General features: G+C 70.7%; 20 protein-coding genes and 1 tRNA gene. 9 read left to right on the top strand and 12 right to left on the bottom strand.

The window, feature by feature from the left end; genetic code table 11:
• Window positions 1-41: 41 nt before the first annotated feature.
• The 4 genes from CPH93_RS16475 to CPH93_RS16460 all read right to left on the bottom strand — a co-directional run bounded on the left by CPH93_RS16475 (window position 42) and on the right by CPH93_RS16460 (window position 2,951).
• Window positions 42-485, bottom strand: a complete 444-nt coding sequence (locus CPH93_RS16475) for a copper chaperone PCu(A)C (RefSeq protein WP_096213305.1) — start codon at window positions 483-485, stop codon at window positions 42-44.
• On the bottom strand, window positions 482-1,129 hold the full coding sequence (locus CPH93_RS16470; RefSeq protein ID WP_093484234.1) for an SCO family protein: 648 nt from the start codon (window positions 1,127-1,129) through the stop codon (window positions 482-484). The genes CPH93_RS16475 and CPH93_RS16470 overlap by 4 nt, the downstream gene beginning before the upstream one ends.
• 84 nt (window positions 1,130-1,213) lie before the next feature.
• Window positions 1,214-1,996, bottom strand: coding sequence for a YcnI family copper-binding membrane protein (locus CPH93_RS16465; RefSeq protein WP_443031450.1), 783 nt, complete (start codon window positions 1,994-1,996; stop codon window positions 1,214-1,216).
• Window positions 1,997-2,108: 112 nt separating this feature from the next.
• Window positions 2,109-2,951: a hypothetical protein gene (locus CPH93_RS16460; RefSeq protein ID WP_096213303.1), complete on the bottom strand. Its 843-nt coding sequence runs from the start codon at window positions 2,949-2,951 to the stop codon at window positions 2,109-2,111.
• 246 nt (window positions 2,952-3,197) lie between these two features.
• On the opposite strand from CPH93_RS16460, the gene CPH93_RS16455 reads away from it, so the two are divergent.
• The 3 genes from CPH93_RS16455 (at window position 3,198) to CPH93_RS16450 (ending at window position 6,474) form a co-directional block, all read left to right on the top strand.
• Window positions 3,198-3,695, top strand: coding sequence for an ATP-binding protein (locus CPH93_RS16455; RefSeq protein WP_096213302.1), 498 nt, complete (start codon window positions 3,198-3,200; stop codon window positions 3,693-3,695).
• A gap of 243 nt (window positions 3,696-3,938) precedes the next feature.
• Window positions 3,939-4,076 (top strand): hypothetical protein, encoded by a 138-nt coding sequence (locus tag CPH93_RS35800; protein ID WP_159395013.1) that lies wholly within the window; start codon window positions 3,939-3,941, stop codon window positions 4,074-4,076.
• 343 nt (window positions 4,077-4,419) lie between these two features.
• Window positions 4,420-6,474, top strand: coding sequence for an ABC transporter ATP-binding protein (locus CPH93_RS16450; RefSeq protein ID WP_096215470.1), 2,055 nt, complete (start codon window positions 4,420-4,422; stop codon window positions 6,472-6,474).
• A 169-nt stretch (window positions 6,475-6,643) separates the two neighbouring features.
• On the opposite strand, the gene CPH93_RS16445 is transcribed toward CPH93_RS16450, so the two are convergent.
• Window positions 6,644-7,957 (bottom strand): diacylglycerol/lipid kinase family protein, encoded by a 1,314-nt coding sequence (locus CPH93_RS16445; protein ID WP_096213301.1) that lies wholly within the window; start codon window positions 7,955-7,957, stop codon window positions 6,644-6,646.
• 435 nt (window positions 7,958-8,392) lie between these two features.
• Here CPH93_RS16445 and CPH93_RS16440 point away from each other — a divergent pair, with 435 nt between their 5' ends.
• Complete coding sequence (locus CPH93_RS16440) at window positions 8,393-9,040, top strand: TetR/AcrR family transcriptional regulator (protein WP_093484239.1); 648 nt, start codon at window positions 8,393-8,395, stop codon at window positions 9,038-9,040.
• A 35-nt stretch (window positions 9,041-9,075) separates the two neighbouring features.
• On the opposite strand, the gene CPH93_RS16435 is transcribed toward CPH93_RS16440, so the two are convergent.
• Window positions 9,076-10,536 (bottom strand): aminopeptidase P family protein, encoded by a 1,461-nt coding sequence (locus tag CPH93_RS16435; protein ID WP_096213300.1) that lies wholly within the window; start codon window positions 10,534-10,536, stop codon window positions 9,076-9,078.
• A 116-nt stretch (window positions 10,537-10,652) separates the two neighbouring features.
• Complete coding sequence (locus tag CPH93_RS16430; protein WP_096213299.1) at window positions 10,653-12,347, bottom strand: PP2C family protein-serine/threonine phosphatase; 1,695 nt, start codon at window positions 12,345-12,347, stop codon at window positions 10,653-10,655.
• A gap of 696 nt (window positions 12,348-13,043) precedes the next feature.
• Between CPH93_RS16430 and CPH93_RS16425 the strand changes: the two genes are divergently transcribed.
• Both CPH93_RS16425 and CPH93_RS16420 read left to right on the top strand, forming a co-directional pair.
• Window positions 13,044-13,793, top strand: a complete 750-nt coding sequence (locus tag CPH93_RS16425) for a bifunctional DNA primase/polymerase (protein ID WP_093484242.1) — start codon at window positions 13,044-13,046, stop codon at window positions 13,791-13,793.
• Window positions 13,794-13,991: 198 nt separating this feature from the next.
• On the top strand, window positions 13,992-14,621 hold the full coding sequence (locus tag CPH93_RS16420; protein ID WP_173909824.1) for a hypothetical protein: 630 nt from the start codon (window positions 13,992-13,994) through the stop codon (window positions 14,619-14,621).
• A 273-nt stretch (window positions 14,622-14,894) separates the two neighbouring features.
• Here CPH93_RS16420 and CPH93_RS16415 read toward each other — a convergent pair whose 3' ends face one another.
• From CPH93_RS16415 to CPH93_RS16405, 3 genes are all read right to left on the bottom strand, one after another.
• Entirely contained in the window at window positions 14,895-15,863 is a 969-nt protein-coding gene (locus CPH93_RS16415) for a DUF5926 family protein (protein WP_093484243.1), read from the bottom strand.
• A gap of 134 nt (window positions 15,864-15,997) precedes the next feature.
• Entirely contained in the window at window positions 15,998-16,675 is a 678-nt protein-coding gene (locus tag CPH93_RS16410) for an ATP-binding protein (RefSeq protein ID WP_371126787.1), read from the bottom strand.
• Between the two features lie 53 nt (window positions 16,676-16,728).
• Window positions 16,729-17,526 carry a glycerophosphodiester phosphodiesterase gene (locus CPH93_RS16405; RefSeq protein WP_173909823.1) on the bottom strand — a complete coding sequence of 266 codons (798 nt, stop codon included), beginning with the start codon at window positions 17,524-17,526 and terminating at the stop codon, window positions 16,729-16,731.
• A 646-nt stretch (window positions 17,527-18,172) separates the two neighbouring features.
• On the opposite strand from CPH93_RS16405, the gene CPH93_RS16400 reads away from it, so the two are divergent.
• The 3 genes from CPH93_RS16400 (at window position 18,173) to CPH93_RS35795 (ending at window position 20,733) form a co-directional block, all read left to right on the top strand.
• Complete coding sequence (locus tag CPH93_RS16400) at window positions 18,173-19,711, top strand: S1C family serine protease (RefSeq protein WP_096213297.1); 1,539 nt, start codon at window positions 18,173-18,175, stop codon at window positions 19,709-19,711.
• A gap of 52 nt (window positions 19,712-19,763) precedes the next feature.
• A tRNA-Ser gene (locus CPH93_RS16395) sits at window positions 19,764-19,850 on the top strand.
• A gap of 373 nt (window positions 19,851-20,223) precedes the next feature.
• Entirely contained in the window at window positions 20,224-20,733 is a 510-nt protein-coding gene (locus CPH93_RS35795) for a hypothetical protein (RefSeq protein WP_159395012.1), read from the top strand.
• Between the two features lie 1,020 nt (window positions 20,734-21,753).
• Here CPH93_RS35795 and CPH93_RS16390 read toward each other — a convergent pair.
• Together CPH93_RS16390 and CPH93_RS16385 are read right to left on the bottom strand one after the other, a co-directional pair.
• Window positions 21,754-22,392 carry an HAD family hydrolase gene (locus tag CPH93_RS16390; protein ID WP_231977440.1) on the bottom strand — a complete coding sequence of 213 codons (639 nt, stop codon included), beginning with the start codon at window positions 22,390-22,392 and terminating at the stop codon, window positions 21,754-21,756.
• A gap of 37 nt (window positions 22,393-22,429) precedes the next feature.
• Window positions 22,430-23,293, bottom strand: coding sequence for a GntR family transcriptional regulator (locus CPH93_RS16385; protein WP_096215469.1), 864 nt, complete (start codon window positions 23,291-23,293; stop codon window positions 22,430-22,432).
• Window positions 23,294-23,423 lie beyond the last annotated feature (130 nt).

Raw genomic sequence — 23,423 nt, 5'->3', positions numbered from 1 at the left:
CCGTTGTCCGTTTACTCCGTTGTCTGTGGTGAACCGGCCGGCTACTTCTTCGGTGCGTAGGTGACGGCCTTGACCGGGACCTCCACCGTGATCGGTTTCGCGGTGGCGAAGTGCAGCTGGAGGGTGACCTTGTCGCCCTCGGCCGGCTTCTTCTTCAGGCCCATGAACATCAGGTGGTTGCCGCCGCGGCCGAGCACCAGCTCGCCGTTGGCCGGTACGGGCAGGGAGTTGACCTGCTCCATCTTGGTGCCGACCGTTTTGTGCAGCGAGATGTCCTTGGCCAGGTCGCTGGTGACCGAGGTGAGCTTGTCCGCGGTGCCGCCGCTGTTCTTGACGGTGAAGTAGGCACCGGCCATGTCCTGGGTGACCGGCTGCGGCATGTACGGGTCGGCGACCTTGAGCTTCGGCGCACTGTCGCCGCAGCCCGCCAGCACGAGACCGGTGGTGAGGGTCAGGGCGGCGGCCAGGGTGGTGCGGCGGTTCACGGGTTCTGTCCCTTGATGATCTTCGGCAGTGCCTTGGTGTAGTTGTCGGAGGTCGCCTCCTGCATGCCCATCCAGTGGATCTTGTCGTCCTTGGGGGAGCTCAACAGCACCTGCGCGCCATGGGTGGAGACGACATCGCCGTTCTTCTTCTTGACCGGCTTCTCGATGCCGATGTTCACGCTGCGCGCGCCGGCCTGGATGGTGTCGAACTTTCCGGTCAGCCCGGTGAAGTCCTTGTTGATGCCGCCGAGCCACTTCTTCAGGGCGGCCGGGGTGTCGCGCTCGGGGTCGGAGGTGACGAAGACGACCCGCAGGTCCTTCTGTTCGGCCTTCGGCAGCTGCTTCACCGCGACCGCGATGTTGGCCATCGTCAGCGGGCAGACGTCCGGGCAGTTGGTGTAGCCGAAGTAGATCAGCGTGGGGTGGCCCTTGGTCTGCTCCAGCAGGTCGTACTTCTTGCCGCTGGTGTCCGTCAGGACGAGATCTGGCTTCGCCATCGGGCTGTCGAGCGTGACGAGCGGCTTGGCGGCGGTGCCGCCGGAGACCGAGGCGGCGGGCTTGTTCTGGTCGTCGCCGTTGCAGGCGGTGAGGCTGAGGGCTGCGGCCGCCGTGAGGGCGGACGCCAGCAGGGTCCTTCTACGCATTGCAGATAAATCCTGTGTGGTGAATCCCGGGTGTCCGGGAGGGGGTGCCGGGCCGGCGCGGTCGGGCGCCGGCCCGTCCGGTGATCAGACGCTGCGGCGCCGGCCGGCGAACACGCCGAAGCCGACTCCGGTGATGCCGACGACGATGCCGATGGCGCCGAGGACGCGTGCCGTGGTGTCGCTCCCGGACGCATCCGTGGCGTCCGTGTTCCCGCCGCCCTTGGCCTCGCTCTTGCCGTCCGCGGCGGCGGCGCCGTGGCCGTCCGCCTCGGCCGCGGTGAGCTTGAGGACCGGCGCCGGGTTCTCCGGCTCCGGTGCGCCCTCCTTGGTGGGCTCGATCCAGCGCACGACCTGCTTGTCGTCATACGTCTGCAGGGCCTTGAAGACGACCTCGTCGGCGTCCTTGGGCAGTTGCCCGACGGAGAGCGGGAACTGCTGGAACTGGCCCGGCCCGACGCCCTTGTCCTCGGCCGTCCACGTGATCTTCGAGGGCGCTTCGGTGATCTTCTCGCCCTCCATCTCGATCGGCTTGGGGAGCTTGGCCTTGGTGATCGACACCTTCCAGCCCGGCACCGGCTGCGGCATGACGGACGCCAGCGGGTGGTCGGTCGGGAGCGTGACTTCGAGCTTCACCGTCGAGGCGTCGTCGCGCTCGTTGGGCACCTTGAAGTTGACGGTGGCGAAGCTGCCCTTCGCGGCCGCCCCCTCCGGCTGCACGCTGACGTGCGCAAAGGCCGGTCCGGCGAACAGCAGCACGCCGCCGGCCGCGAGGGTGCCCACCAGCGGCAGCCGGCGCGCACAGCGCCGCGTCCGCGACGACTCCGGCTGCTGCTGCGAGGACTTCGCCATCGTTGAATTGCTCGACATCGGAAAACACTCCACAGGAAGGAGAAAGGTGCTGATAACGGTGCAGGTGGCGCGCGTGCGGCGACGGCGCGCGACCCCGTACCCGTCCTGTGGGAGCGTGGTTCGCGTGACGTCAGGCCGCGAGGGCGAGGGTGGGTGGCCCACGCCTGATCACACTGTGGTGGAGCGCGGGGTCCTGCGGGCCGGGTTTGTCATCCCCGTACGAAACGGGGGCACGCAGCGCCTCGTCGTGCGCCGCCGCCAGGCCCGCGAGCAGGGCACGGGCCAGCCGGAGCGCCCTGCGCACCGCGCCCGCCAGGGTCTGCACCGCGCTCTCGTACGCCGCTGGCGCCGACAGCCGGACCAGCCGCCACAGCGCCGCCTCGCCCCGCCGCAGCAGCCAGCCCACGGCGAGCGCGGCCAGCAGATGCCCCAGCAGCATGGGCAGCGAGGGCAGTAGCGCGTCGGGCATCGCCGGGCCGGAGGCCGTGCCGCCGGCCATCGGGTGCCCCGCCGGAGCGGTCAGCCCGGCTGCCGAGGCCGCATCGAAGCCGCCCGAGCCGAGCACCCGGCGCGCCTGTGCGCCGTCCATCCGGCCGCCGCCGAACCCGCACATGACATGGCGGGCAAGGGCGATCGCCGCCTGGTCGGAGAGCCCGCCGGAGCCGTGGCCGCCGCCGCGGACCATCGCGGGCTGCGGGCCCTGGCCCCAGGAGAAGAGGGTGTGCAGGCCGAGCTGCCCCACGGCAAGTCCCGTGGCGATCCCCGGCAGTGAGCGCTCCCGTCCGGCCAGCGGGACCGCGATCGCGAAGATCACGGCAGCGGCGACGCCCAGCGTCCACAGCGGGACGGCGGCGCACGAGGCGGCGACGTGCCCGGCCGCGGACAGCGCGACACAGGCCGCGGCGAAGACCGCGGCCCGGAGCAGCCGGAGATCGGCGGCTGCGCGCGCTGTGGAGGCGGGCGGGGGAGTCATGGCGGCGCCATCATCCCACTGCACTTATGGGCGGCCTACGGCAGGGCGGCGCCAAGGGGCGCCTCCCGGGGCGTCCGAGGAGGCCGGCGGGGCGCGCAAGGGCGCATGGGCGGCGCTGCACCTACACCGATGCGCTCACTCTTCGCATCCGCCGAATGAGCGGTATCACGTCCCGGACATGCTTACGGACCTTGAGGCACGGCAATAGGTAACGATATGTCGAGCCGCGGCCAGGAGGCTGGAGCGATGAGCATCTGGTGGTCACTCCATTTGCGGCGCGAGGCCGCGAGCGTCCCGCTCGCCCGTCGTCTGCTGCTGGGCACGATGGAGACGGCGGGCGTGGACCCGGACATCTGCTACGACTTGGCGGTGGCCCTGTCCGAGGCCTGTGCCAACGCCGTCGAGCACGGCGGGGACGCCGCCTCCGAGGACTACCGCGTCACGGCGTTCATCGACGGCGACACCTGCCGTATCGAGATCACCGACTCGGGCCCCGGCTTCCGCCACCGCCCCGCGCCCTCCGCCCCACCCCATACCGCCGAGGACCGCGCCCTCCCGCCGGCCCCCGTGCCCACCCCCGCGCAGGCTCCCGCGTTTGCCGAGGACGGCCGGGGGCTCTTTCTGATCGAGGCCCTCACCGACCACGTCCACTACCGCAACCGCACGGGCCGGCCGGGCGCGGTCGTCAGCTTCGACAAGATCCTCAAGTGGCGCGAGGGGGCGGCACTTCCGATGGCGTCGTGAGCGGGCCGCGCGGTCTTCGCGCCGCGGCTCGTGGATATGAGTGAGCTGTGCGTGGAATGTGCCTGGGATGTGCGGCGGGGGAATTGTGCCGGTTGGTCATCGCTTTCTGAGAAAACCTCAGGGCGTATTCATGGAAACCTCAGCGATTTTGACCTTCCCTTGGCTTTTGGGTCGGTAATTTTTTCTTCGTCAGGTGGTCGCGGATCAGGGATTTGCGACACACATACGGAGCCAGGAGACCTCATGTCTTTCAAGAAGATTGCCCCGCTGCCCAAGCCCAAGAAGAAGCAGCTGCCGAAGCCCCCGAAGGGTCACGGCCACGGTCACTGCCACGGCCACAAGCCCCGGCGCAAGCCGCTCTCGGTGCACGGCGAGCGCTGAACAAGCAGGTAGCAGGGCCTGCCGCACCTGAGTGACCGGGGGTGGCGTGAGGGCCGACGGCCGTGGAGGTCGTCGGCCCTCTCCTTTTGCGCGTGTACCGGATATCCCCGCAAAGGCCTGCACGTAAACGCTGTGAGGGCCCTGTGCGGAGTATTGGCAGGGCATTTGAATTCGGCAAAAAGAATGCCGGTCGAGAGCTGTTGGGTGGCCGCGTGCAAATTAATGGGGCGGACTGTCCGTCCTGGTCGTCGGAGCCGCCGAATTCTCCTGGTCTGCTCGCCGTCCGGGCTTCGGAAGGAAAGTGAGAAGTGACGTGAGTCTGCGTGAGAACGACTTCGTGACGATGCCGCTGCGGCGGGTCCCCGCCGAGCTCGCGGCCGTGCCCGGCACCGTACGCGGGCGCCCTCCGCGCGAGGGGCCCGGCCAGGAGACGCTCCCCAGCGCTTCCGCACCCGGCACACCCCCCTCCACCACGCCCGCTTCCACCTCACCCACCTCCACCACCCCCGCCTTCCCCGCCCGTATCGCCTTCCGCCGCTTCTGGCCGCTGAGCAAGGGGCTGCGCGGCCGGCTGGTGCTGGTCTGTCTCTGCGTCGTCGTCGCCGCGCTCGCGGAGACCGCGGCGATCCTGCTCTTCAGCGACCTCACCGACAACGCGCTCCAGCGCGGCTCGCTCGACGCGTTCTGGGCGCCGGCCGCGAAGTGGCTCGGCGTCGCCGTGCTCGGCGCGGCCGTCGGCTACGCCGGCAACTCCCTTGCGGTGTGGGTCTCGGAGCGCTTCGTCATGCGCCTGCGGGCGCGGGTCTTCGACCACGTACAGCGGATGCCGCCGGACTTCTTCCAGCGGCACCGGCAGGGCGATCTGCTCTCCCGGCTCACCGGCGACGTCGAAGCCATCGAGCAGCTGGTCGTCTCCGGAGTGGTCGGTGCGGTCTCCTCGGCGTTCAGCGCGGTGTTCTACGCCGTCGCCGCGTTCTGGCTGCGCTGGGACCTGGCGCTGGCCACCTTCGTCCTCGCCCCGCTGTTCTGGCTGGCGGCCAGGCGCTTCGCCGGCAGCATCAGGTCCGTCGCGCGCGACGAGCGGGTGGCCGACGGAGCGATCACCTCCGTCGTGGAGGAGTCGCTCGGCAACGTCGTGCTCACCCAGGCGTACGGCCGGGAGAGCGCGGAGCGGGCCCGGCTGGACCGGGAGGCCCGCGCGTGGTTCACCGCCTCGGTCCGCGGCGCCCGGCTGAGCGAGCTGTACGAGCGGCTGGTCGAAGTCATCGAGACCGTCTGCGTGCTGAGCGTGATCGGACTGGGCGCCTGGGAGATCTCGGCGGCCCGGATGACACTCGGTCAACTACTGGCGTTCGCCGCCTTCCTCGGCTACCTCTATCCGCCCATCCGGGACCTGGGCCAGCTGGGCCTGACGGTCACCACGGCGACGGCGGGCGCGGAGCGGCTCGTCGAGGTGCTGGACGCGCGCCCGTCGGTGACCGATCCGGCGAGCACGCCGACGGCCGCGGCCGCACGGTTCGGCCCGGCGCCCGGGGTCCGTGCCGTCCCGCCGTCCCCCGGCACCCTCCGGTTCCACGACGTCAGCTTCCGCTACCCCGGAGCGCAGGACAGCGCGAAGCCGGCCCTGGCCCGGATGTCGTTCACCGCCCGCCCAGGAGAGCTGCTGATCATCACCGGGCCCAGCGGCGCCGGCAAGTCCACCGTCGCCAAGCTGCTGCTGCGCTTCTACGACCCGGACTCCGGAACCGTGGCGCTGGACGGCGTACCGCTGCACCAACTCCCGCTGGGCCGGCTGCGCGAGCAGCTGGCGCTGCTGCCGCAGGAGACCCTCATCCTGCACGACACCATCCGCGAGAACATCGCCTGCGGACGCCCCGGCGCGAGCGACGCGGAGATCGTCGCGGCGGCGCGGGCCGCCGACGCGGACGGCTTCATCCGCGCGCTGCCCGACGGCTACGACACCGGGATCGACCCGCACTCGGCCCGACTGTCCGGTGGTCAGCTCCAGCGGCTGGCCATCGCGCGGGCCATGCTGCGCGATGCGCCGGTCCTCGTCCTGGACGAACCGACCACCGGGCTGGACGCGCTCGCCGCGCGCCGCATCGTCACCCCGCTGCGCAGGCTGATGCGCGGCCGCACCACCATCATGATCACGCACGACCTCAACCTCGCGCCCGACGCCGACCGGATCCTCGTCCTGGACAGCGGCCGGATCGTGGAGACCGGACGGCACGCGGAACTGCTGACCCGCGCCGGCGGAGCGTACTCCCGGCTGCACCGCTCGCAGAACAACGCGGTGCTTGACACCGGAGAGCTGCGCCTGCCGCTGTCCGACGACGAACGCCCGCTGTTCCGGGACGAGGCGCGGCTGTCCGGGGAGGGCGACGGCCGGTGGTGAGCAGCGGGCTCCAGGAGCCGCCGGCCCCGCTGGTCCTCGCCGTCGACGACGATTCCGCCGCAACGCGCCCCCTGTCGGGACCGCCTGAGGGACGGCCACCTGGCCTGCCCGTCAGCGAGTGAAGCCGGCTGCGGATCGCCGAGGGCGTCCGGAGCGCCGGTGCGGGCGGTCAGCCCGTGTGCGGTGCCGCCGTGCCCCGTCCCGTCCGCAGCGCCAGCCGCCGCACCCGGCGCCAGTTCATCGGCGGCAGACCGCGCGGCACCCCGGGGCGGTGCCGGGGCAACCGCACGCGCAGCGCCCGGGGTTCGATCCGGCAGTGGACGGGGGTGGGCAGGGTGACGGCCTCGCCGTCGACGCCGGCCTGGATGACGGGGGCGTCCGCGTCGACGACGACGTCCCGGGCGGACAGCGAGGTCAGGCCGGGACCGCTGCGGCCGCGCAGCATCCAGGCCGCCTGCGCCGCGTTGTCGACCTTGACGCCCAGCATCCCCAGGACGCCGGAGTCCAGCCGCTCCCGCAGGCCCAGGCCCGCCGGATCGTCCATGCGGTAGGGGTTGTTGCTCACCAGGACGGCCTGCGGCCCGACGACGGCGGTGCCGCCCGCGCGGACCGCCAGGTGCGGACCGCTGTGGTGGGTCAGCAGATCCGGCAGCATCTCCAGGGTCGTACGGGCCTTGTCCGCGCGGTACGCCGGGCTCTGCACGACCGCCGCATAGGCGCCGAAGGAAGCGTTGTTGACGAAGATGCGGTCACCGGCGAAGCCCAGATCGACGCGCCGCTCTACGCCGTCGGTCAGCGCCTCCAGACACGTCGAGGGATCCTCGCGGTCGAGGCCGAGGTCCATGGCGAAGTGGTTGCGGGTCCCGGCGGAGATCACCATGAACGGCACACCACGCTCCGCCGCCACGCCCGCGACCAGGGCCTGAGTGCCGTCACCGCCCGCGACTCCGAGCAGATCGGCACCGTCGTCGACGGCCTGCCGGGCCAGTTCGGTCACGTCCTGGGGATGCGCGGGATCCAGCACACAGACTTCGGCGCCGAGCGCCTCGGCCTTGTCGACCAGGCCGAACGTCCCGACCTTCCCGCCGCCCGACCGCGGGTTCATGATCAGGTAGGGGTGGGTGGGAGGTGTGGCGACGGGTTCCGGCCGGCCCGCCGGGCCGGTCTGCGCCGCCAGCGCGGCCCGGCCGGTGGAGACGGCCACCGCCCACAGGATGACCGACACGAGCACCACCCACAGCAGCCCGGCGATCACGTAGAGCACGAGGACGGCGAGCGGCGCGGCCACCGTGAGCACGAAGCCGAGCACCCGTGCCGGGCCCTTGCGCGAGAGCAGCCACCACAGGCCGACCGCCGCGACGGCCAGTCCTGCCGCCCCCAGGCCCACCAGGGCGAGGCTCTGCAGTCCGGCGAAGCCCAGCAGCACCAGTACCGCCGCCGCTGCCGCCGTCAGCGCCAGGCGCGCCGTCCAGCGTCCGTCCATGCGACCCACCTCCCGTCCGGCCCCGCACGGGCGCGCGGGGCACCGCGGTGCGGTCACTTCCAGCGTCCACCGGCGCGGCCCGGACCACATCCGGGGCGCGGGGCGGTGGCGGTGGGTGAGGGGCACGCCGCCGTGCGGACGGCCGGATGCGGGGGCGCGGAGCCGGCGGTGGGCACCGGTTGAGGCGGACGACCAGGGCGGCTTCGTGACGTGCCGGCGGCGAGGTGTCAAACCGGGCGAACGTGGGCAGTCGGATAACTGACTGAAAATCACCCTTGTGAGAGGTGGGCAGCGCGGTCTCGCGGTGGGAGGACCTCCCCCGCGGCGTCCCCTGTCCCGGCGAGACCAGCGCGCACCTGATTAATGCGAAGTTGCTCGCATTAATCTTTCTCGGACAATACTTGGCGTGATCCCGCACTGCAATACGGAGCCGTCGTGACGACAGCGCACCATGCCCCGGGCGAGACCCGGCCCGGCGGGCGCACCGCCCGTACCCGCGAGGCCGTATTGACCGCCGTCTTAGAGGAGTTGGGCGAGAACGGGTTCGGCGGACTGACCATGGAGAAGGTCGCGCAGCGGTCGGGAATTCATCTGGCCACGGTCTACCGCCGCTGGCGCTGCATCGAGGGTCTGATCTGCGAGTTGCTGACCGAGATCGGCTCCGATGTGCCGCTGCCGGACTCCGGGACCCTCTCCGGGGATCTGCGGGCGCTGGCCCGCTCGATAGCCGCCTTGTACGGGGAGGGGCGGGTGCGCCGCCTGATCGAGGCGGTGGTCTCCGCGGCGGCCCGTGACCCGCAGGTGGCCTCGGTGCTGCGGACCTTCTTCGACGAGCGGCTGGCGCTGGCCGGCCGGATGGTGCAACGGGCCGTCGACCGCGGCGAACTGCCCGCGGACACGGACCCGGTACAGGTCATGTCGGCGCTCGGCGCGCCCTTCTACTACCGGATCCTGATCGCCCGCCGCCCCGTCGACCCGGACCTCGCCGACTCCGCCGCCACCGCCGTCCGGGCGGCCGCCCACGCCGGCGCGTACACGAAGAAGGCCGACGGCTCCAGTGACGGCACGTCCCCCGGCGGCTGAGGCCACCGGGGGACGTACGAGGCGTGCGGCGCGGGTTACTTGCCGAGCAGGCCGGCCATCCAGGCCTCGACCTCGTCCGAGCGCCGCGGCAGCCCGGCCGACAGATTGCGGTTGCCGTCGTCCGTCACGAGGATGTCGTCCTCGATCCGGACGCCGATGCCGCGGTACTCCTCAGGCACCGTCAGATCGTCCGCCTGGAAGTACAGACCGGGCTCGACGGTCAGCACCATGCCCGGCGCCAGCGTGCCGTTGACGTACGCCTCGGTGCGGGCCGCGGCGCAGTCGTGGACGTCCAGGCCGAGCATGTGGCCCGTGCCGTGCAGGGTCCAGCGGCGCTGCAGCCCCAGCTCCAGCACCCGCTCGACCGGGCCCTCCAGCAGGCCCCACTCGACCAGCTTCTCGGCGAGGACCTGCTGCGCCGCGTCGTGGAAGTCGCGGAAGGCCGCCCCCGGCTTGACCGCGGCGATGCCCGCCTCCTGGGCCTCGTACACCGCGTCGTAGATGGTCCGCTGGAGGTCGGTGTAGCGGCCGTTGATCGGCAGGGTGCGGGTGACGTCCGCGGTGTAGAGGGTGGTGGTCTCCACGCCGGCGTCCAGGAGGAGCAGATCGCCGGAGCGGACCGCCCCGTTGTTGCGGACCCAGTGCAGCGTGGTGGCGTGCGGGCCGGCGGCGCAGATCGAGCCGTAGCCGACGTCATTGCCCTCGACGCGGGCGCGCAGGAAGAACGTGCCCTCGATGTAGCGCTCGCTGGTCGCCTCGGCCTTGTCCAGGACCTTCACGACGTCCTCGAAGCCGCGCACCGTGGAGTCCACGGCCTTCTGCAGCTCGCCGATCTCGAACTCGTCCTTGATCACGCGCGCTTCGGAGAGGTACACCCGCAGCTCTTCGTCACGCTCGGCGGTGACCTTGTCGGTCAGCGCGCCCTCGATGCCGGCGTCATGGCCGCGCACCACCCGGACCGGCCCGCCGGCCTCCTTGAGCGCCTCGGCCAGCTCGCGCACGTCCTTGCAGGGGACGCCGAGCAGCGCCTCGGCCTCGGTCAGGCTGTGGCGCCGGCCGACCCACAGCTCGCCCATGCCGTTCAGCCAGAACTCGCCGTTCTCCCGGTCGGAGCGGGGCAGCCGGTAGATCGTGGCCTCGTGGGTCTCCCCCCGGGGCTCCAGGACCAGGACGCTGTCGTCGGTCTGGTCGCCGGTGAGGTAGACGTACTCCGTCGAGGCACGGAAGTCGTACTCGGTGTCGTTGGAGCGGGTCTTCAGATTGCCCGCCGGGATCACCAGGCGCTCGCCGGGGAAGCGCGCGGACAGCGCGGCGCGCCGCCGGGCGGCGTTCGGTGCCTGCTCGATCGGCTGCAGATCGCGCAGCTCGGTGTCGGCCCAGCCGCTCTTCATGTTGTCCGCGAGCTCATCGGAGACGGCCGGGTAGAGGCCGTTCTTCCGCTGCTTGATCGGCTGCTCGTGCTCGTCCGGGGTCTCCGGCGTGAGCTCGTCGGTCACGGTGCCTCCTCTAAAGACTGAACCGCCTTCCATCGTATGTGCGGATCGAAAGCGGTCCAGGGGCAGAAAGGTGTGACCTCTCCGGCAGTCCGGTCATACGGGGCATCCGCGCCGGGCTACTCCTCGAAGTACACCGCGAGCAGCACCACGTCCTCCTCCGACGACGGATCGTCCAGCCCCTGCGGCAGCATCGTGCGCACGATGTGGTCGACGACCGCCTCGGGATCGTGGCGGATCGCTCCGGGGACGCCCGCGGCGGCCGCGTGCAGCCGGGTGAAGGCGCGGTCCATGGACTCCCCGGTGCGTTCGAGCAGCCCGTCGCTGTAGAGCAGTACGGTCTCGCCGCCGGCCGGCTCGATCTCCACGCTGGGCGCCTCCCAGCAGGCCAGCATGCCCAGCGGCGCGGACAGTGAGGTCTCCACGAACTCGGTCCGCGTCTCGCCCAGGACGAGCGGCGGACAGTGGCCGGCCCCGGCCAGCACCAGCTTGCGGGGCAGCCGCGCACTCCCCCAGCTCCCGTCCGCGAAGTCCTCCTCCATCTCCTCCATCTCCTCCAGGTCCTCCGGGTACGGGGGAGGGCCGGTGAGACCGTCCGGCACCGGGGGCGCGGACGGCCCGCCGGGCGGCGGCTCGGTGTACGCGAACAGCGCGGTGGCGCTGCGGGCCGGCTCGGTCAGCCGGAGCAGCAGTTCGAGATCGGAGAGGACGGCGACCGGATCCTCGCCCTCCATGACGGCGTAGGCGCGCAGGGACGCCCGAAGCCGCCCCATGGCGGCCACCGCGCTCGGCCCGGAGCCGGTCACCGAGCCGACCGCCAGGCCCAGTGCGCCGTCGGGCAGGGGCAGCGCGTCGTACCAGTCGCCGCCGCCGCGCGGGCCGGTGCTGTGCCGCACCGCCAGGCGTACGCCGGGGATCCGCGGCAGCCGGTGCGGCAGCAGCTCCTCGCGGAGGGTCTCGGTGTCCTGCCGGCTGCGGTGGAGTTCCAGGAGGCGGGCGAGGTGTTCGGCGGCGTGCGCGCGGTAGAGGCCGACGAGGTGGCGCTGCCGTTCGGTGGGCTCGGCCGGTTCGTCGTAGAGCCAGACCGCGGCGCCGGTGCGGCCGATGGGCTCGGCGGTGAGCGGGACCGCATAGCTGGCGGCGTACCCGAGACGGGCGGCGACCTCCCGCAGGCGGGGGTCGAGGCCCTTCTCCCCGGGGATGTCGGGTTCGGAGATCTCGGTGCAGGCCGCGCCCGCCGCGCTCGTGCGGGGGTCGGGGGCGCGGCCCGCGCCGGGTGCCGGGGCGTCGTCGCCGCAGGCGCCCGGCTCCGGAAGGCCGTCCAGTATCCGCGCGTACGACAGGGCGCGGCGCGGGACGGTCTCGATGTGGCCGATCTCGGCGTGGCCGAGGCCGAGACCGACGGTGGTCTCCGGGCCGAGGCCGTCGGCCGGTGCGAGGACGACCAGGCCGCGGCGGGCACCGACCAGGGCGGCGCCGGCCCGCAGCAGCTCGCGGAGGGCCTCGTCCAGCGTGCGGGTGTGCGCGAGCCGTTCGGTCAGGTCATGCAGGGTGCTGAGGTCGGAGATCCAGCCGGCCAGCCGGTCTTGGACGGCGGCGAGTTGAGCGACGCCGGGGACGTCGGGGTCCGTCCCGGTGACGGTGGCTGACGAGGTGTCGGAACCGGGGGCCGGAGGGGTGCTCGGCGAGCCCTCGGACAGGGCGCCGGAGGCGGGGTCCGCGGGGACGTTCGCCGCGTGGGGGGCGACAGTGTGCGCGGGGGCGGGAAGAGCTGGTTCGATTCCAGCCACTTTCGGTACGTGCGGGGCGCTCATGGCCGACGGCTATCGTCGCGCCGGGGGTGACCCCAGGTCAGGCCGCTTTTTGCCAGGGAGTGCGGCATTTTGTTGAGTGATGTTGTGCGGTGCAGTGGGCCGCTCAATTTCCTCAATAGCATCGCAAACCCCCATGTCATGCTGCTCCGCTATCAATGCTCCAGATGTACACGCATCAACGATGTGATGTCCAGCACTGTCCCTATGGGGTTTGTGGTGTCAGCGAGGTCTGTAGATTGGCCTGAAAAGAGCCCCCTGAGCGTCAATTTGAGGTCGACTGACGGCGATCAGCAGCGCGTCATCACCACAGTGGCGGGTACGTAATCGGAAAGGTGCGGGGCCAGTTGGGGCCGCACCGGAACCCTCCGGCGGGCACCGGCGTCTCATACGCCGACGACCGCTATGCACTCCCAAGCGGCGGGGACTGCACGAACCAAGCGCAAGCGCCATGTGCGCGCCACCCCCCGCCACGTTCCACGCTCGGCGTACGGCGTGATGCGCTGCCTTGTACACGCGGTGACCAGTAATCCACGTGGCGTGATCGATGCGCGATCGACCCCGGGCGGCACGGCCGGGCCGCAGGAAACGTCACACAACGGCATGAAGCGGCACGGCGGAAACGATGGCGAACCGGAAGCAGTGCCATGTAGTGCGATGGACATAGCCCTCGGCGTTAACGGAAAGGAACGAGCGCTCATGCGCGAGATCCTCGGAAGGCGACGCAAGCTCCTGTTCCGGCGCGGCGGAAGGTCGGCGCTGCTCGGTGCGGCGCTCCAGTGCGCCACCGAGTGGCAGTGGCCCGTACTTCCCGGAGTGGGCCTCAGGTCCGGCGGCCGGCAGGCGGCCGGCGCCCGGCTCGGCCTCGGCGAGCGGCCCGCCCCTCGGTGCAACTGCCCCGACCCCGACTGTGTGGTGCCCGGTGCGCACCCCTTCGACCCCGGCCTGCTGGCCGCCACCACCGATGCCCGGATGCTGCGGTGGTGGTGGACCAACCGCCCCGATGCCCCGCTGGTGCTGGCCACGGGCGGCCGCGCGCCCTGTGCGGTGAGCCTGCCCGCCGTCGCCGGCGCCCGCGCCCTGGCGGCCCTGGACCACTTCGGCGTACGCCTCGGCCCCGTGGTGGCCACGCCCACCCGCTGGTCGCTGCTGGTATCGCCGTACGACCTCGCGGAGTTGGGCGAGCTGCTGCACTCCCAGGACTGGGTGCCCAGCTCACTGCGGTTCCACGGGGAGGGCGGCTATGTGGTGCTCCCGCCCTCACCGGTCGGCGCCGGCAAGGTCCGCTGGGAGCGGCCGCCGGTCTCCCCCAAACTCTCCACTTCGTTCGAGCAGGGGGGACCCCCACCCTCGGCCGCGCCCTGGCTGCCGAAGGTGGCCACGATCGTGGACGCCCTGGTCATGGCGAGCACCAGCACCCCCGACGGCGGCAGCCGGCTCGCGTACTGACGCCGCACTGCGGCCCGGCACCCGTGGTGTGCGGGCGGTGTCGCCCACCGCCCGCGGTCGCATCACCCGTACGGGTGTGACCGCCCCCGATCCCGCCCGGAATCGGGCTTCGGGTGTCCTGGGGCACCCCCGCCGGCCGATAGGTTCGCAGCACCGTCAAGCCGTCGTCGGCGGCATCTCAATTCGCAGGTGGGGGCCATGCAGCGTGCGCAAAAACTCCGGTTGACCGGGCTCGCCGGGGCGGCGCTGCTCGCCCTCGTCGTGCCGCTGGGTGTCGCGATGGCCGGCCCGGCCGGCCGCCCGGCTCCGGGGGCGCAGTCCGGGAAAGCGGGCACGTCCGAAAATAGCCCTTCGGTCGAAACGGGAATCCTGGCCGATAGCGGTGTCAATCAGGGCAAGAGCCCTGCCCGTGGCGTCGGTTCCACAAGCTCCGGCAGCGCCCACACGGGCCTCGGTCTGCGCCGCTTCCCTGGCCGCACCGCCCGCTGTGGCCCCGAACTCACCGTTCCCCGGGGCATCGAGGCCCAGACCTGTGTGCTCGGCCAGGCGGGCCGGACCCGGGCGCGTACGTACTACCGCAACCGCACGGGTCACCCCCTGCGCGCCGCCCTCACGCTGCTGCGGCCGGACGGCGGGTCCGTACAGGTGCACTGCGCGGTGCCGGCGGCCGATGTGCCGGGCGTGTGCGAGACCCCGGCCGGCCCGACCCTGCACACGGGAGGGCTGCCGTACGACGCGGTGGCGGAGGTCTCCGACGCGGCGGGGGAGCGGCTGCTGCTGCGTTCCGGCAGCAACTCGCCCATGGAAGACAGTGGTTCGGACCACTGACGGGACGGGCGTCGAGGGGGCGGGCCGCCCATGGGGCCCGCGCCCGGTCCGGCGAAGCGGATCATTCGCCTCCGGACATGGAAGCGCCCGGTCGCTGGCGACGGGGGATGCACCAGCGACCGGGCTTTTAGAACCGTAACAAGAGATCGGCGGTTCGCAAATTCGATCGTGGAATTCCGGACGCCTATTTACCGGCAGGTACAGGCAGTTGTGACGGGTCTCACGCACCGGTTTCCCGGAGGCGTCCGGTCCGTTTTACGGGGGCCGGCCCGGTCAGCTCAGAGTGACCTGACGGTTGGTGAGACCGCCCCGCGCCCGGCGCTCCTCGGGGGTCAGCGGAGCGTCCGTGGCCAGGGCCTTCGCCAGCCGCTCGGCGAACGCCGCGGCGGGCTCGGCGACGTCGTCGGCGCTCATCGACGAGGGCAGGTCCCAGACCGGAACGACCAGGCCGTGGGCGCGGAACGAGCCCACCAGACGGGTGTCTTCGCCGAGCGAGGTGGCGCCCGCGACATGCAGCCGGGCGAGCGCGTCCAGCAGCTGCTCCTCGGGGTGCCCGGTGACCCAGCGCAGGTGGTTCTTGTCCGGGGCCTCGCACCAGTACGCGCCCTCCAGCCCGGGGATCCGCGCGGTCGGGATGGCCGCCGCGTTGGCCCGCTCCAGTGAGGCGGCGACCTCGCCGGTGGCGTTCTCGGGGTTCTCCACCCAGAACTCGAATCCGGTGTGGACGGTCGGCTCAAAAGCCGCCTCCGGGTCGAGCAGATCCTGCAGCCGCGGGCCGTCGGGCGCGGGCCGTCCGGCGGCGACCGGAGTGCCGGGCTCCGCGACCAGCGCGCGCTGGAGGGTGTCCGCGAGGTCGCGGCTGAGGTCGCCGGAGGCGGTGTCGTTCTGCAGGCCGAGCATGATCGCACCGTTGTCCCGGCGCAGCGCGGGCCAGGCCATCGGCAGGACGGTCGCCAGCGTCACCGACGGGACCCCTTCCGGCAGTCCGCCCTTGAGCGTCAACTCGGCGGTGGCGGCGGGCACCAGCTCGCGCAGCGCCACCCAGTCGCACTCACCGGGCAGGCCCTCGAAGGGGCGCTGCACGAGCGTGGTGGCGGCATGCGCCGCGGCCCGCCCGTGACAGGCCTTGTACCGGCGGCCGGAGCCGCAGGGACAGGGCTCACGAGCGCCGACGACCGGCACCTCACCGTCCTTCATCTGCGGTGCTGCGGCCTGGGACTGGGGACGGCGCTTCTTGGCCATGGCGACGGTGTCTCCTGGTCGATCCTGGGCGTACGGACGCGTTTCGGCGCGAGCCTAGAGGATTGCGTACCCGGTCGCGTCCGGCTGCGCCTGCGGCCGTGTCCCGGCCGGTGCGGCGCCGTCCGGCCGGGCCGCTACACCAGGCCGTCGAAGTCCGGGAAGCCCGGACCCAGCGGATGCCCGGTGCGCACCGGCGCACCCGCGGCGAGCGAGGGCGGCAGATCGGGTGTCAGGTCCACGCGCGTAGCGAACGCGTCATGGAGCGAGAGGGCCGCCCAGACCGTGACCTCGCCGACGGCGGTGTCGCGAACGCCCCAGTCCTTGGCGAGCGAGCGAATGATCGCCAGCCCGCGGCCGCCGCGCGCCGTCACCGACGGAGTGGCCGGAAGCGGCCGGGTCGGACCGCCGCCGTCCGTGACCGCGACGGTCAGTTTGCCCTGTACGTCGATGCGCCAGGAGGCCCGGACGGATGCCGACGGGGTGTCACCCTGCCCGGCCGTTACGGAATCCGGTGCGCTGTTTTCGTATATCGGACGCGCATGGCGACACGAATTGCTCAACAGCTCCGAAAGAATAAGGACCGCGTCATCGACGACCGTGTCCTGAACTCCACTTGCCAGCAGCTCTTCACGCATGCGCCGCCTGGCCATGCCCACACCCACTGGTCCATGGGGTACGGCCATGATCGACGACGTCGGCACCTCTTGTGCCACCACCAACGCCACCCCCGAGACCTCCTTTGCCCCACGCCACGGGATGAATGCCCCAATGGACTGGACCGGAAACCGGCCAAGCGACACTCGGTGACGCACTGGACATAATCGAATACGGGTCGAATGCGCCGGTGCACACCCTGTGAGGGGTTTTAGTTCAGGCCGAGTTGGATTCGTACCTGCTTGGGGCGATTTGTAATGACTGCGTCCACTCCCAATTCCTGGCACAGCTCGACATCGGCGACGTCATTGACGGTCCACACGTGGACCTGGTGGCCCGCGCGGTGCGCCTTGGCGACGTAGTCGGGGTGCGAGCGGAGGATCCGGATGCCGGGGCCCGCGATGCCGACACCGGGCGGGAGCCGGCCGTCGCGGTGCCGGGGGGTGAGGAACTGCATCAGGTAGACCCCGGGGACGGTGGGCGCCGCGGCCCGGACGCGGTGCAGGGAACGCGCCGAGAAGCTCATGACCCGGACCTGAGGTGTCCAGTCGGCGCGCAGGGCCGGTTTCGTGTGCCCGAACCGGCCGAGCAGTTCGACCAGCCGCTCTTCCACCTGTCCGGCCCAGCGCGTCGGATGCTTGGTCTCGATGGCCAGCTCGACCCGGCGGTCCGCGTCGGCGACCAGCTCCAGGAGCCGCTCCAGCGTCAGGACGGCGGTCCGCTCGGGGTCCTCGTGCTGCCGGTCCGGCGCCTCGTTCGCGAACCCCTCGGTCTTCCAGGAGCCGAAGTCGAGCATCGCGAGGTCGGCGAGCTCCAGGGCGGAGACCGAGCCGCGCCCGTTGGAGGTGCGGTTCACCCGCCGGTCGTGTACGCAGACCAGATGGCCGTCGGCGGTCAGCCGGACATCGCACTCCAGGGCGTCCGCCCCGTCCTCGATCGCCTTGCGGTAGGCGGCCAGGGTGTGCTCCGGCGCGTCCTCCGAGGCACCGCGATGGGCTACGACGGACATGGCGGGACGATCCGGACGGGCGTCCTGGGCGGGGCGTACATAGGTCACCGCGTTATCGTGCCACCCACTGCTGCCGGGCCTGCCGGTGCATTCCCCACGCCGCGGAACAGGGGATGCGCCGGTTTTGTCCGGGATAAAGGATGAGGGGACAGTCACAGTCTCGGCTTACGGTGCTCTGACGCGCGGTGGGTAAGGCTGGTACGGAGACTCGCCCGTGTCGTCCGGCTCGAATGGCCCGGACCGGACGTACGGACCGGGTCTCGCGGACGGACGGGAGCTGCCCGACGGACCGGTGGGCCACGGCCCGCGGCCCCGGACCGGCGGACCGGGACTCGCCCGCAGCGCCCGGATCCCGGATCCTGAATCCTGGAGTGCCGGGTTCCTTATGTGCCGGCATCGAGGAGCTGTACGACCCGGAGGGCCCGCAAGGCCCGCCGGCACGGAACAACCGCACCACCCGGCGGACCACCCGGCCCGCCGGCAGGACAAGACCGCACCACCCGGACGCACCCCCAGGGTCCGGCCGAACTGCAAGCCCCGGAAGAAACGGCGCGCCCCAGGCATCAGACAGCTGAGGCATGAGGCAGACAGGGCAGCTGCCCGCGGGGCCGTGGACGCCGACAGTCGTGAAGCTGAGGAGAGAGCTGTGAGCACCGAGAACGAGGGAGCCGCCGTCCCGTCGGAGGCCAAGCCGCCGGCCGGGCCGCAGCCGGACGGTGCCTCCGCCTCCGGCGCCCGGACTCCCGGCGCCCCGCCGCCGGCCGCTCCCCCCATGGCGCCCCCGCCGCCCGACTTCGCGCCGGCCGCCGCCTCGTCCCAGGGCGGTGCCGGCTCCGGCGACCCGGGCCGGATGCCGCCCTACGACGCCGGACACCCTCAGCAGCCCGGCTTCGGCCGCCCCGGCGACGAACCCACCACCGAACAGACCGCCCAGTTCCCCCCGTACGGCACCGCCGCACACGGTGCCCCCGGAGCGGGCGCCGGCGGCGGCTGGGGCGGTCCCCCGTATGGCGGCGGTGGCGGCGGTGACCCCTGGGGCTTCACCGGGAACCCCGCTCCCAAGCGGCGCAACAGCGGTCTGATCGCGGCCGTCCTGGCGGCCGCGCTGGTCTTCGGCGGCGTCGGCGGCGGTGTCGGCTTCTGGCTCGCGGGCCGCAGCGACGACGCCTCGACGACGGTCTCCGCGCCCGGGGACGCCGGGGCGCTGAACCGCAAGCCCACCTCCGTCTCCGGGATAGCGCAGAAGGCGCTGCCGAGCGTCGTGACGATCGAAGCCCAGGGCGCCGGCGGCGAGGGCGGCACGGGCACCGGCTTCATCTACGACAAGCAGGGCCACATCCTCACCAACAACCACGTCGTCGCCGGTGCCGCCGGCGGCGGCAAGCTCACCGCGACCTTCTCCAACGGCAAGAAGTACGACGCCGAGGTCGTCGGCCACGCCCAGGGCTACGACGTCGCCGTGATCAAGCTCAAGAACGCCTCCGGCGCCCCGCTCAACCCGCTTCCGCTCGGCAAGTCCTCCCAGGTGCAGGTCGGCGACGCCACGATCGCCATCGGCGCCCCCTTCGGCCTCTCCGGCACCGTCACCACCGGCATCATCAGCGCCAAGGACCGCCCGGTGGCCTCCAGCGACGGCGGCGGCGCCAGCGCCTCGTACATGAGCGCGCTGCAGACGGACGCCTCGATAAACCCCGGTAACTCCGGCGGCCCGCTGATGGACGCCGGCGGCAACGTCATCGGCATCAACTCCGCCATCCAGTCGGCAGGCAACGGCGGCGGACTGGGCGGCGAGTCCCAGCAGTCCGGCAGCATCGGCCTGGGCTTCGCGATCCCGATCGACCAGGCGAAGCGGGTGGCGCAGGACCTGATCAAGACGGGCAAGCCGGTCTATCCGCAGATCGGCGTCCAGGTCGCTATGCGGGACACCGGCAACGGCGCGACCATCGCCCAGACCGGCAACAACGGCTCCGACCCCGTCAGCCCCAACGGCCCGGCCGCCAAGGCAGGCCTCAAGCCCGGCGACACGATCACCAAGCTCGACGACACGGTGATCGACAGCGGCCCCACCCTCATCAGCGAGATCTGGCAGCACAAGCCCGGCGACGAGGTCACCCTCACCTACAAGCGAGGCGGCAAGGAGCACACCACCCGAGTCACCCTGGGCCAGCGCACGGGCGACAAGTGACGCGCTAGTCTGATCCCGCGACACCGCACGCCCAAGCGCACCGGTGCCGCGGGGAGGCTTGCCCGAGCGGCCTAAGGGAACAGTCTTGAAAACTGTCGTGGCGGCAACGTCACCGTGGGTTCAAATCCCACAGCCTCCGCAGATGAGGTAAGGGAACCGGCTCTTGACCAGCAACATTGGTCGGGGGCCGGTTCTCTGCGTACGGCCCGACGATGCCCCGTGTTCCCCGTGGTTCCCCATCAGATCGGGCACGGATGGGGCACGAGCATCTATGCCACGACAGTGGTGCACTTGGATTCACCCAGCCGCTTGCAGGGGCCCGCGTGCCGTACCGGTCCGGAGGTGCAGTGAACCGCTCGGGTCCCCCGCCGTCCGTCGCTGTTGATGTCAGGCGCGCGCCTTGTCAGCCCCGCCGACGCTCACGGTGAGCCACACGCAGACCAGGCCACCAGTGTGCTTCGGGTGTATGCGGGGGCCTACACGGAGCTGTGGGTGACCACGACAATGCAACGATGGATGCGGTGATCGTGGGCGCTGCTGCTGGGCTATTGGGAGCCGCAGTCGGCGCTGGAGGTGCAATCGGAGCGGCTGCTCTTGCCGGACGCCACCAGGCCAAGTCGCAAAAGGATCATTGGAGACGCCAGTTTCGATGGGATACATACGTAGCGTTTGCAGTGGCCTGGAGTAACTTCCATCACGCACTGATCGACGCTTCAGAGTTGTTCAGGATGGGAGCCACCCCTACAGCGGAAGTTTTGGACGCAGCCCTTACGCTCGCCAATCAGCAGCGAGAAAAGGCAGCAGATGCAGTCGCCGTACTTCAACTTGATGGCGTCGGAGGAGTGTTCATGTCGGCATGGCAGGCTTATGAACACCTGGTATCTCTGAGTCATCTGCTGCAAACTGCGTCCGAACCGCATCGCAGGCAGGAAGCTGTGTGGGGAGAAATCTCGCGGCACACAGGGGCAGCAAGACATGAGTACGAACGCTTCATCGAAGCTGTCAATGAGTCTCGAACATAGACGCAAAGAGGGTTGCCCGGTACTCCGACTCACCCCCGTGGGGAAGCCTCCCGGTCATCGGCGCCCGCCTGGATACGAATCGGCGACACCGCTTTAGCGGAGCGCCCATGACGGGCTCGGCCACATCGCGGCAGCAGAGAGCCCCCCATCAGCCACGGATCAGGGTTCGGTCCGCTCACGCGCCCGCATCCGTGACGGCAGCGGTACGGTGGCCCGCCCATGCTGGCCTGCATGCCCGGAGCGCTCGGCGCTGCCACCCCCACCCCTCCCGTAGCCAGCCCTTATCGACGGAACCAAGACCTAGGCACGGTCGGCAGCGCGCCCGTCATGTAAACCGCTCACCGCTTCCGCCTCACCCCAGCACCCACTTTTTCGCACTTCCTCGCCGCCCTCGGGGCTCTGTGCCTGGACCTGCCTTTGAGCATGGTGCCTGTGTGGCTGCTCAGCTCGTCCTGATGGTGGGTGGCTGCGGCCGAGCTGCCGGGTGGCGTCGGTGGTGGTGTTGGCCCGGTGGGGTGTCTGCTCGGTCCGGCGCTGCATTTGGGCGGGACAAAGCGTCTAGCGGATCACCCCGTGGCAACTGTGGTGGCGCGGGGCCGGGGGCGGGGGCGGAGCGGGCCGAAGGCAGGAGCGTCGCCCCCAGTCCCCGAGCCCGCGCCGGCCCGCGTGGCGGGCCGGTGGGGTGTGATTCGTAGCGGCGGCTGTCAAGCCGTTGGCCTGCGCGCCGGATGCCGAAGGCAAGAGCACCCACAAGGCCAGAGCTACAAGCCGCAGGCCTCCCGCGGGGACCGAGTCGCGAGACGCTGACCAACGAGGTGGATGGCGGGTGCTGGCCTCGACCGGCACTCCACGGACTCAACGGGCTGATACCGCGCGATCGGCACCCGGAGACTCGGAAAGGGAACGGCACCACCCGGGTGGGCCCCCCGGAGTGCTCTTCCTCCCCCACCTCCCGCCCCTCTTCCCCGGCCGAAGGGCGGGGCTTGATGAGGTAGAGAAACCTGTAACAGCTCCCCTTCCTCACCGCATAGCGTCTGCGATGGCCTCCATGTGCTCAGTGATTGCCTCGGCGCCAGCTTCTGCGAACGCATCCCGCTTGTGGGGCTTGTTGGCGTAGCCGATTGCAGTGCCACCAGCCAGGTGGGCCGCCTGGATGTCAGTGATGGAGTCGCCAATGAGCACGCACTCGGACGGACCGACCTCCAGTAGCTCCGCGGCTCGCAGCAACGAGTGCGGGTGCGGCTTCATGAGGTCTGGTCGATTTGCCGCGCGTCCCACGACTTCGCGTACATGGCTGCTCAGTGAATGCCGTTCGAGAAACGAGCGGACGCATTCCGCAGAGTTGTTGCTCACCACTGCAATCCGGCGCCCTGAGGCTTGCGCGGCGTCAAGCGCTGCTACGGCACCGGCGGTTGGGGATCCTGCTACTGCTACGGCTTCGACTTCAGCAGCGGTGAGAGCTCGCTCGATCTGCAAGCCGAGTTCAGGGTTGGACTCATAGGTGAGCCGCAGGACTTCCATTGGGTCATCCGTCTCGACGAGCTTCGCCCTGAGCGACGGATCATGTGCGGTGGCTTGCCGCGTCAACTCCGCCGACACCTGCGGCGCCGGCAAACCGCCAAAGACGTCACACAGCGGACCGTCGAAGTCGAACAACACTGCGGACGCTCGGGCCAGCGCTCTACGGAGGTTGTCACTATCCATCGAGGTCGAAGTCCCTTGCGATGGTCTCCCACACGCTGTCGAACCACATGCGGGCTTGCTGCACTTGCTGCGTGCCGCTGGACGACTCACTGTCGTTCACCGAGTGGTGAAAGAGCACGGTGTCCTTGCCCACCAGGTCAAAGATCTCGATCGCGTCACCCTGTGCCACGACCTTGTTCGGCTTGATCGGGTAGTAGCCGAAGAACGCATCTTCGTTGTTGATCACATAGAGCTTGAAGAACTGGGTGCCGCTGTGAACGCGCACGTCCACGCGCGTCTCCGGCACCAGGCCAAGGTGTTCCAGTTCGGCGATTGAGTCACGGATGCTGCGTGTGTAGCCAAGCATGATGTCGTGCATGCGGCTGCGGAGCCGCTCGTCGTCACCGCAGTCGTCGCGGCGTACCGGCGCCGCCTGAGGCACTGACATGTCCGGCACGAGAATGCGCACGGTGATGCTCGACGGGGTGAGCCTGCCGACCCTGATCTTGTCCATCGGCTCCTGGAGCGCACCGTGAAGCGTCTCGCTGGAGAAGCCGGCGAAGTCGATCGTGACGGCCGTACTGGCGAATGCCTGCTCAACGTAAGGGCGAAGGCCAGCTGGACGCTCTGTCCTGTTGCGGACAAAGACGCCACTGCCCTTGCGAGACACAACTAGGCCTTCGTCTTCGAGATCCCGCAGTGCTCGCTGGATCGTCGCCCGCGCAAAGCCGTACATCTCCGTCAGCGTCTTGTGCGACGGGAGCTTTTCCCCAGGCGCGAGCCTCCTCGTGCGGATGGCTGCTCCGAGGCTGCTTGCTACCTGCTCATACGGCGGCCGGTCGTCGTCCGGGTCTAGGGAGTCGGGAGCGAAGGTCATGGGCCCGATGGTACGCGGCAGGACCGGCATTGGGACAGCCAGGACAGTCAGGTGTTGACATGACTAGCCACGTTGCCTATGTTGGTCATGTAGCCAACTCGGCTAGCCAAGTCAGTCACCTCGCTGAGGG

This window comes from Streptomyces sp. 2323.1 (assembly GCF_900221035.1).
GTDB lineage: Bacteria > Actinomycetota > Actinomycetes > Streptomycetales > Streptomycetaceae > Streptomyces > Streptomyces sioyaensis.
This window is presented reverse-complemented; position numbering and strand designations above follow the sequence as displayed.

Excerpts from the sequence above, each read along its gene's own strand:
- CPH93_RS16470 (WP_093484234.1), bottom strand. The coding sequence starts at position 1,129 with ATGCGTAGAAGGACCCTGCTGGCGTCCGCCCTCACGGCGGCCGCAGCC.
- CPH93_RS16465 (WP_443031450.1), bottom strand. The coding sequence starts at position 1,996 with ATGTCGAGCAATTCAACGATGGCGAAGTCCTCGCAGCAGCAGCCGGAG.
- CPH93_RS16460 (WP_096213303.1), bottom strand. The coding sequence starts at position 2,951 with ATGACTCCCCCGCCCGCCTCCACAGCGCGCGCAGCCGCCGATCTCCGG.
- CPH93_RS16455 (WP_096213302.1), top strand. The coding sequence starts at position 3,198 with ATGAGCATCTGGTGGTCACTCCATTTGCGGCGCGAGGCCGCGAGCGTC.
- CPH93_RS35800 (WP_159395013.1), top strand. The coding sequence starts at position 3,939 with ATGTCTTTCAAGAAGATTGCCCCGCTGCCCAAGCCCAAGAAGAAGCAG.
- CPH93_RS16450 (WP_096215470.1), top strand. The coding sequence starts at position 4,420 with ATGCCGCTGCGGCGGGTCCCCGCCGAGCTCGCGGCCGTGCCCGGCACC.
- CPH93_RS16445 (WP_096213301.1), bottom strand. The coding sequence starts at position 7,957 with ATGGACGGACGCTGGACGGCGCGCCTGGCGCTGACGGCGGCAGCGGCG.
- CPH93_RS16430 (WP_096213299.1), bottom strand. The coding sequence starts at position 12,347 with ATGAGCGCCCCGCACGTACCGAAAGTGGCTGGAATCGAACCAGCTCTT.
- CPH93_RS16425 (WP_093484242.1), top strand. The coding sequence starts at position 13,044 with ATGCGCGAGATCCTCGGAAGGCGACGCAAGCTCCTGTTCCGGCGCGGC.
- CPH93_RS16420 (WP_173909824.1), top strand. The coding sequence starts at position 13,992 with ATGCAGCGTGCGCAAAAACTCCGGTTGACCGGGCTCGCCGGGGCGGCG.
- CPH93_RS16415 (WP_093484243.1), bottom strand. The coding sequence starts at position 15,863 with ATGGCCAAGAAGCGCCGTCCCCAGTCCCAGGCCGCAGCACCGCAGATG.
- CPH93_RS16405 (WP_173909823.1), bottom strand. The coding sequence starts at position 17,526 with ATGTCCGTCGTAGCCCATCGCGGTGCCTCGGAGGACGCGCCGGAGCAC.
- CPH93_RS35795 (WP_159395012.1), top strand. The coding sequence starts at position 20,224 with ATGGATGCGGTGATCGTGGGCGCTGCTGCTGGGCTATTGGGAGCCGCA.
- CPH93_RS16385 (WP_096215469.1), bottom strand. The coding sequence starts at position 23,293 with ATGACCTTCGCTCCCGACTCCCTAGACCCGGACGACGACCGGCCGCCG.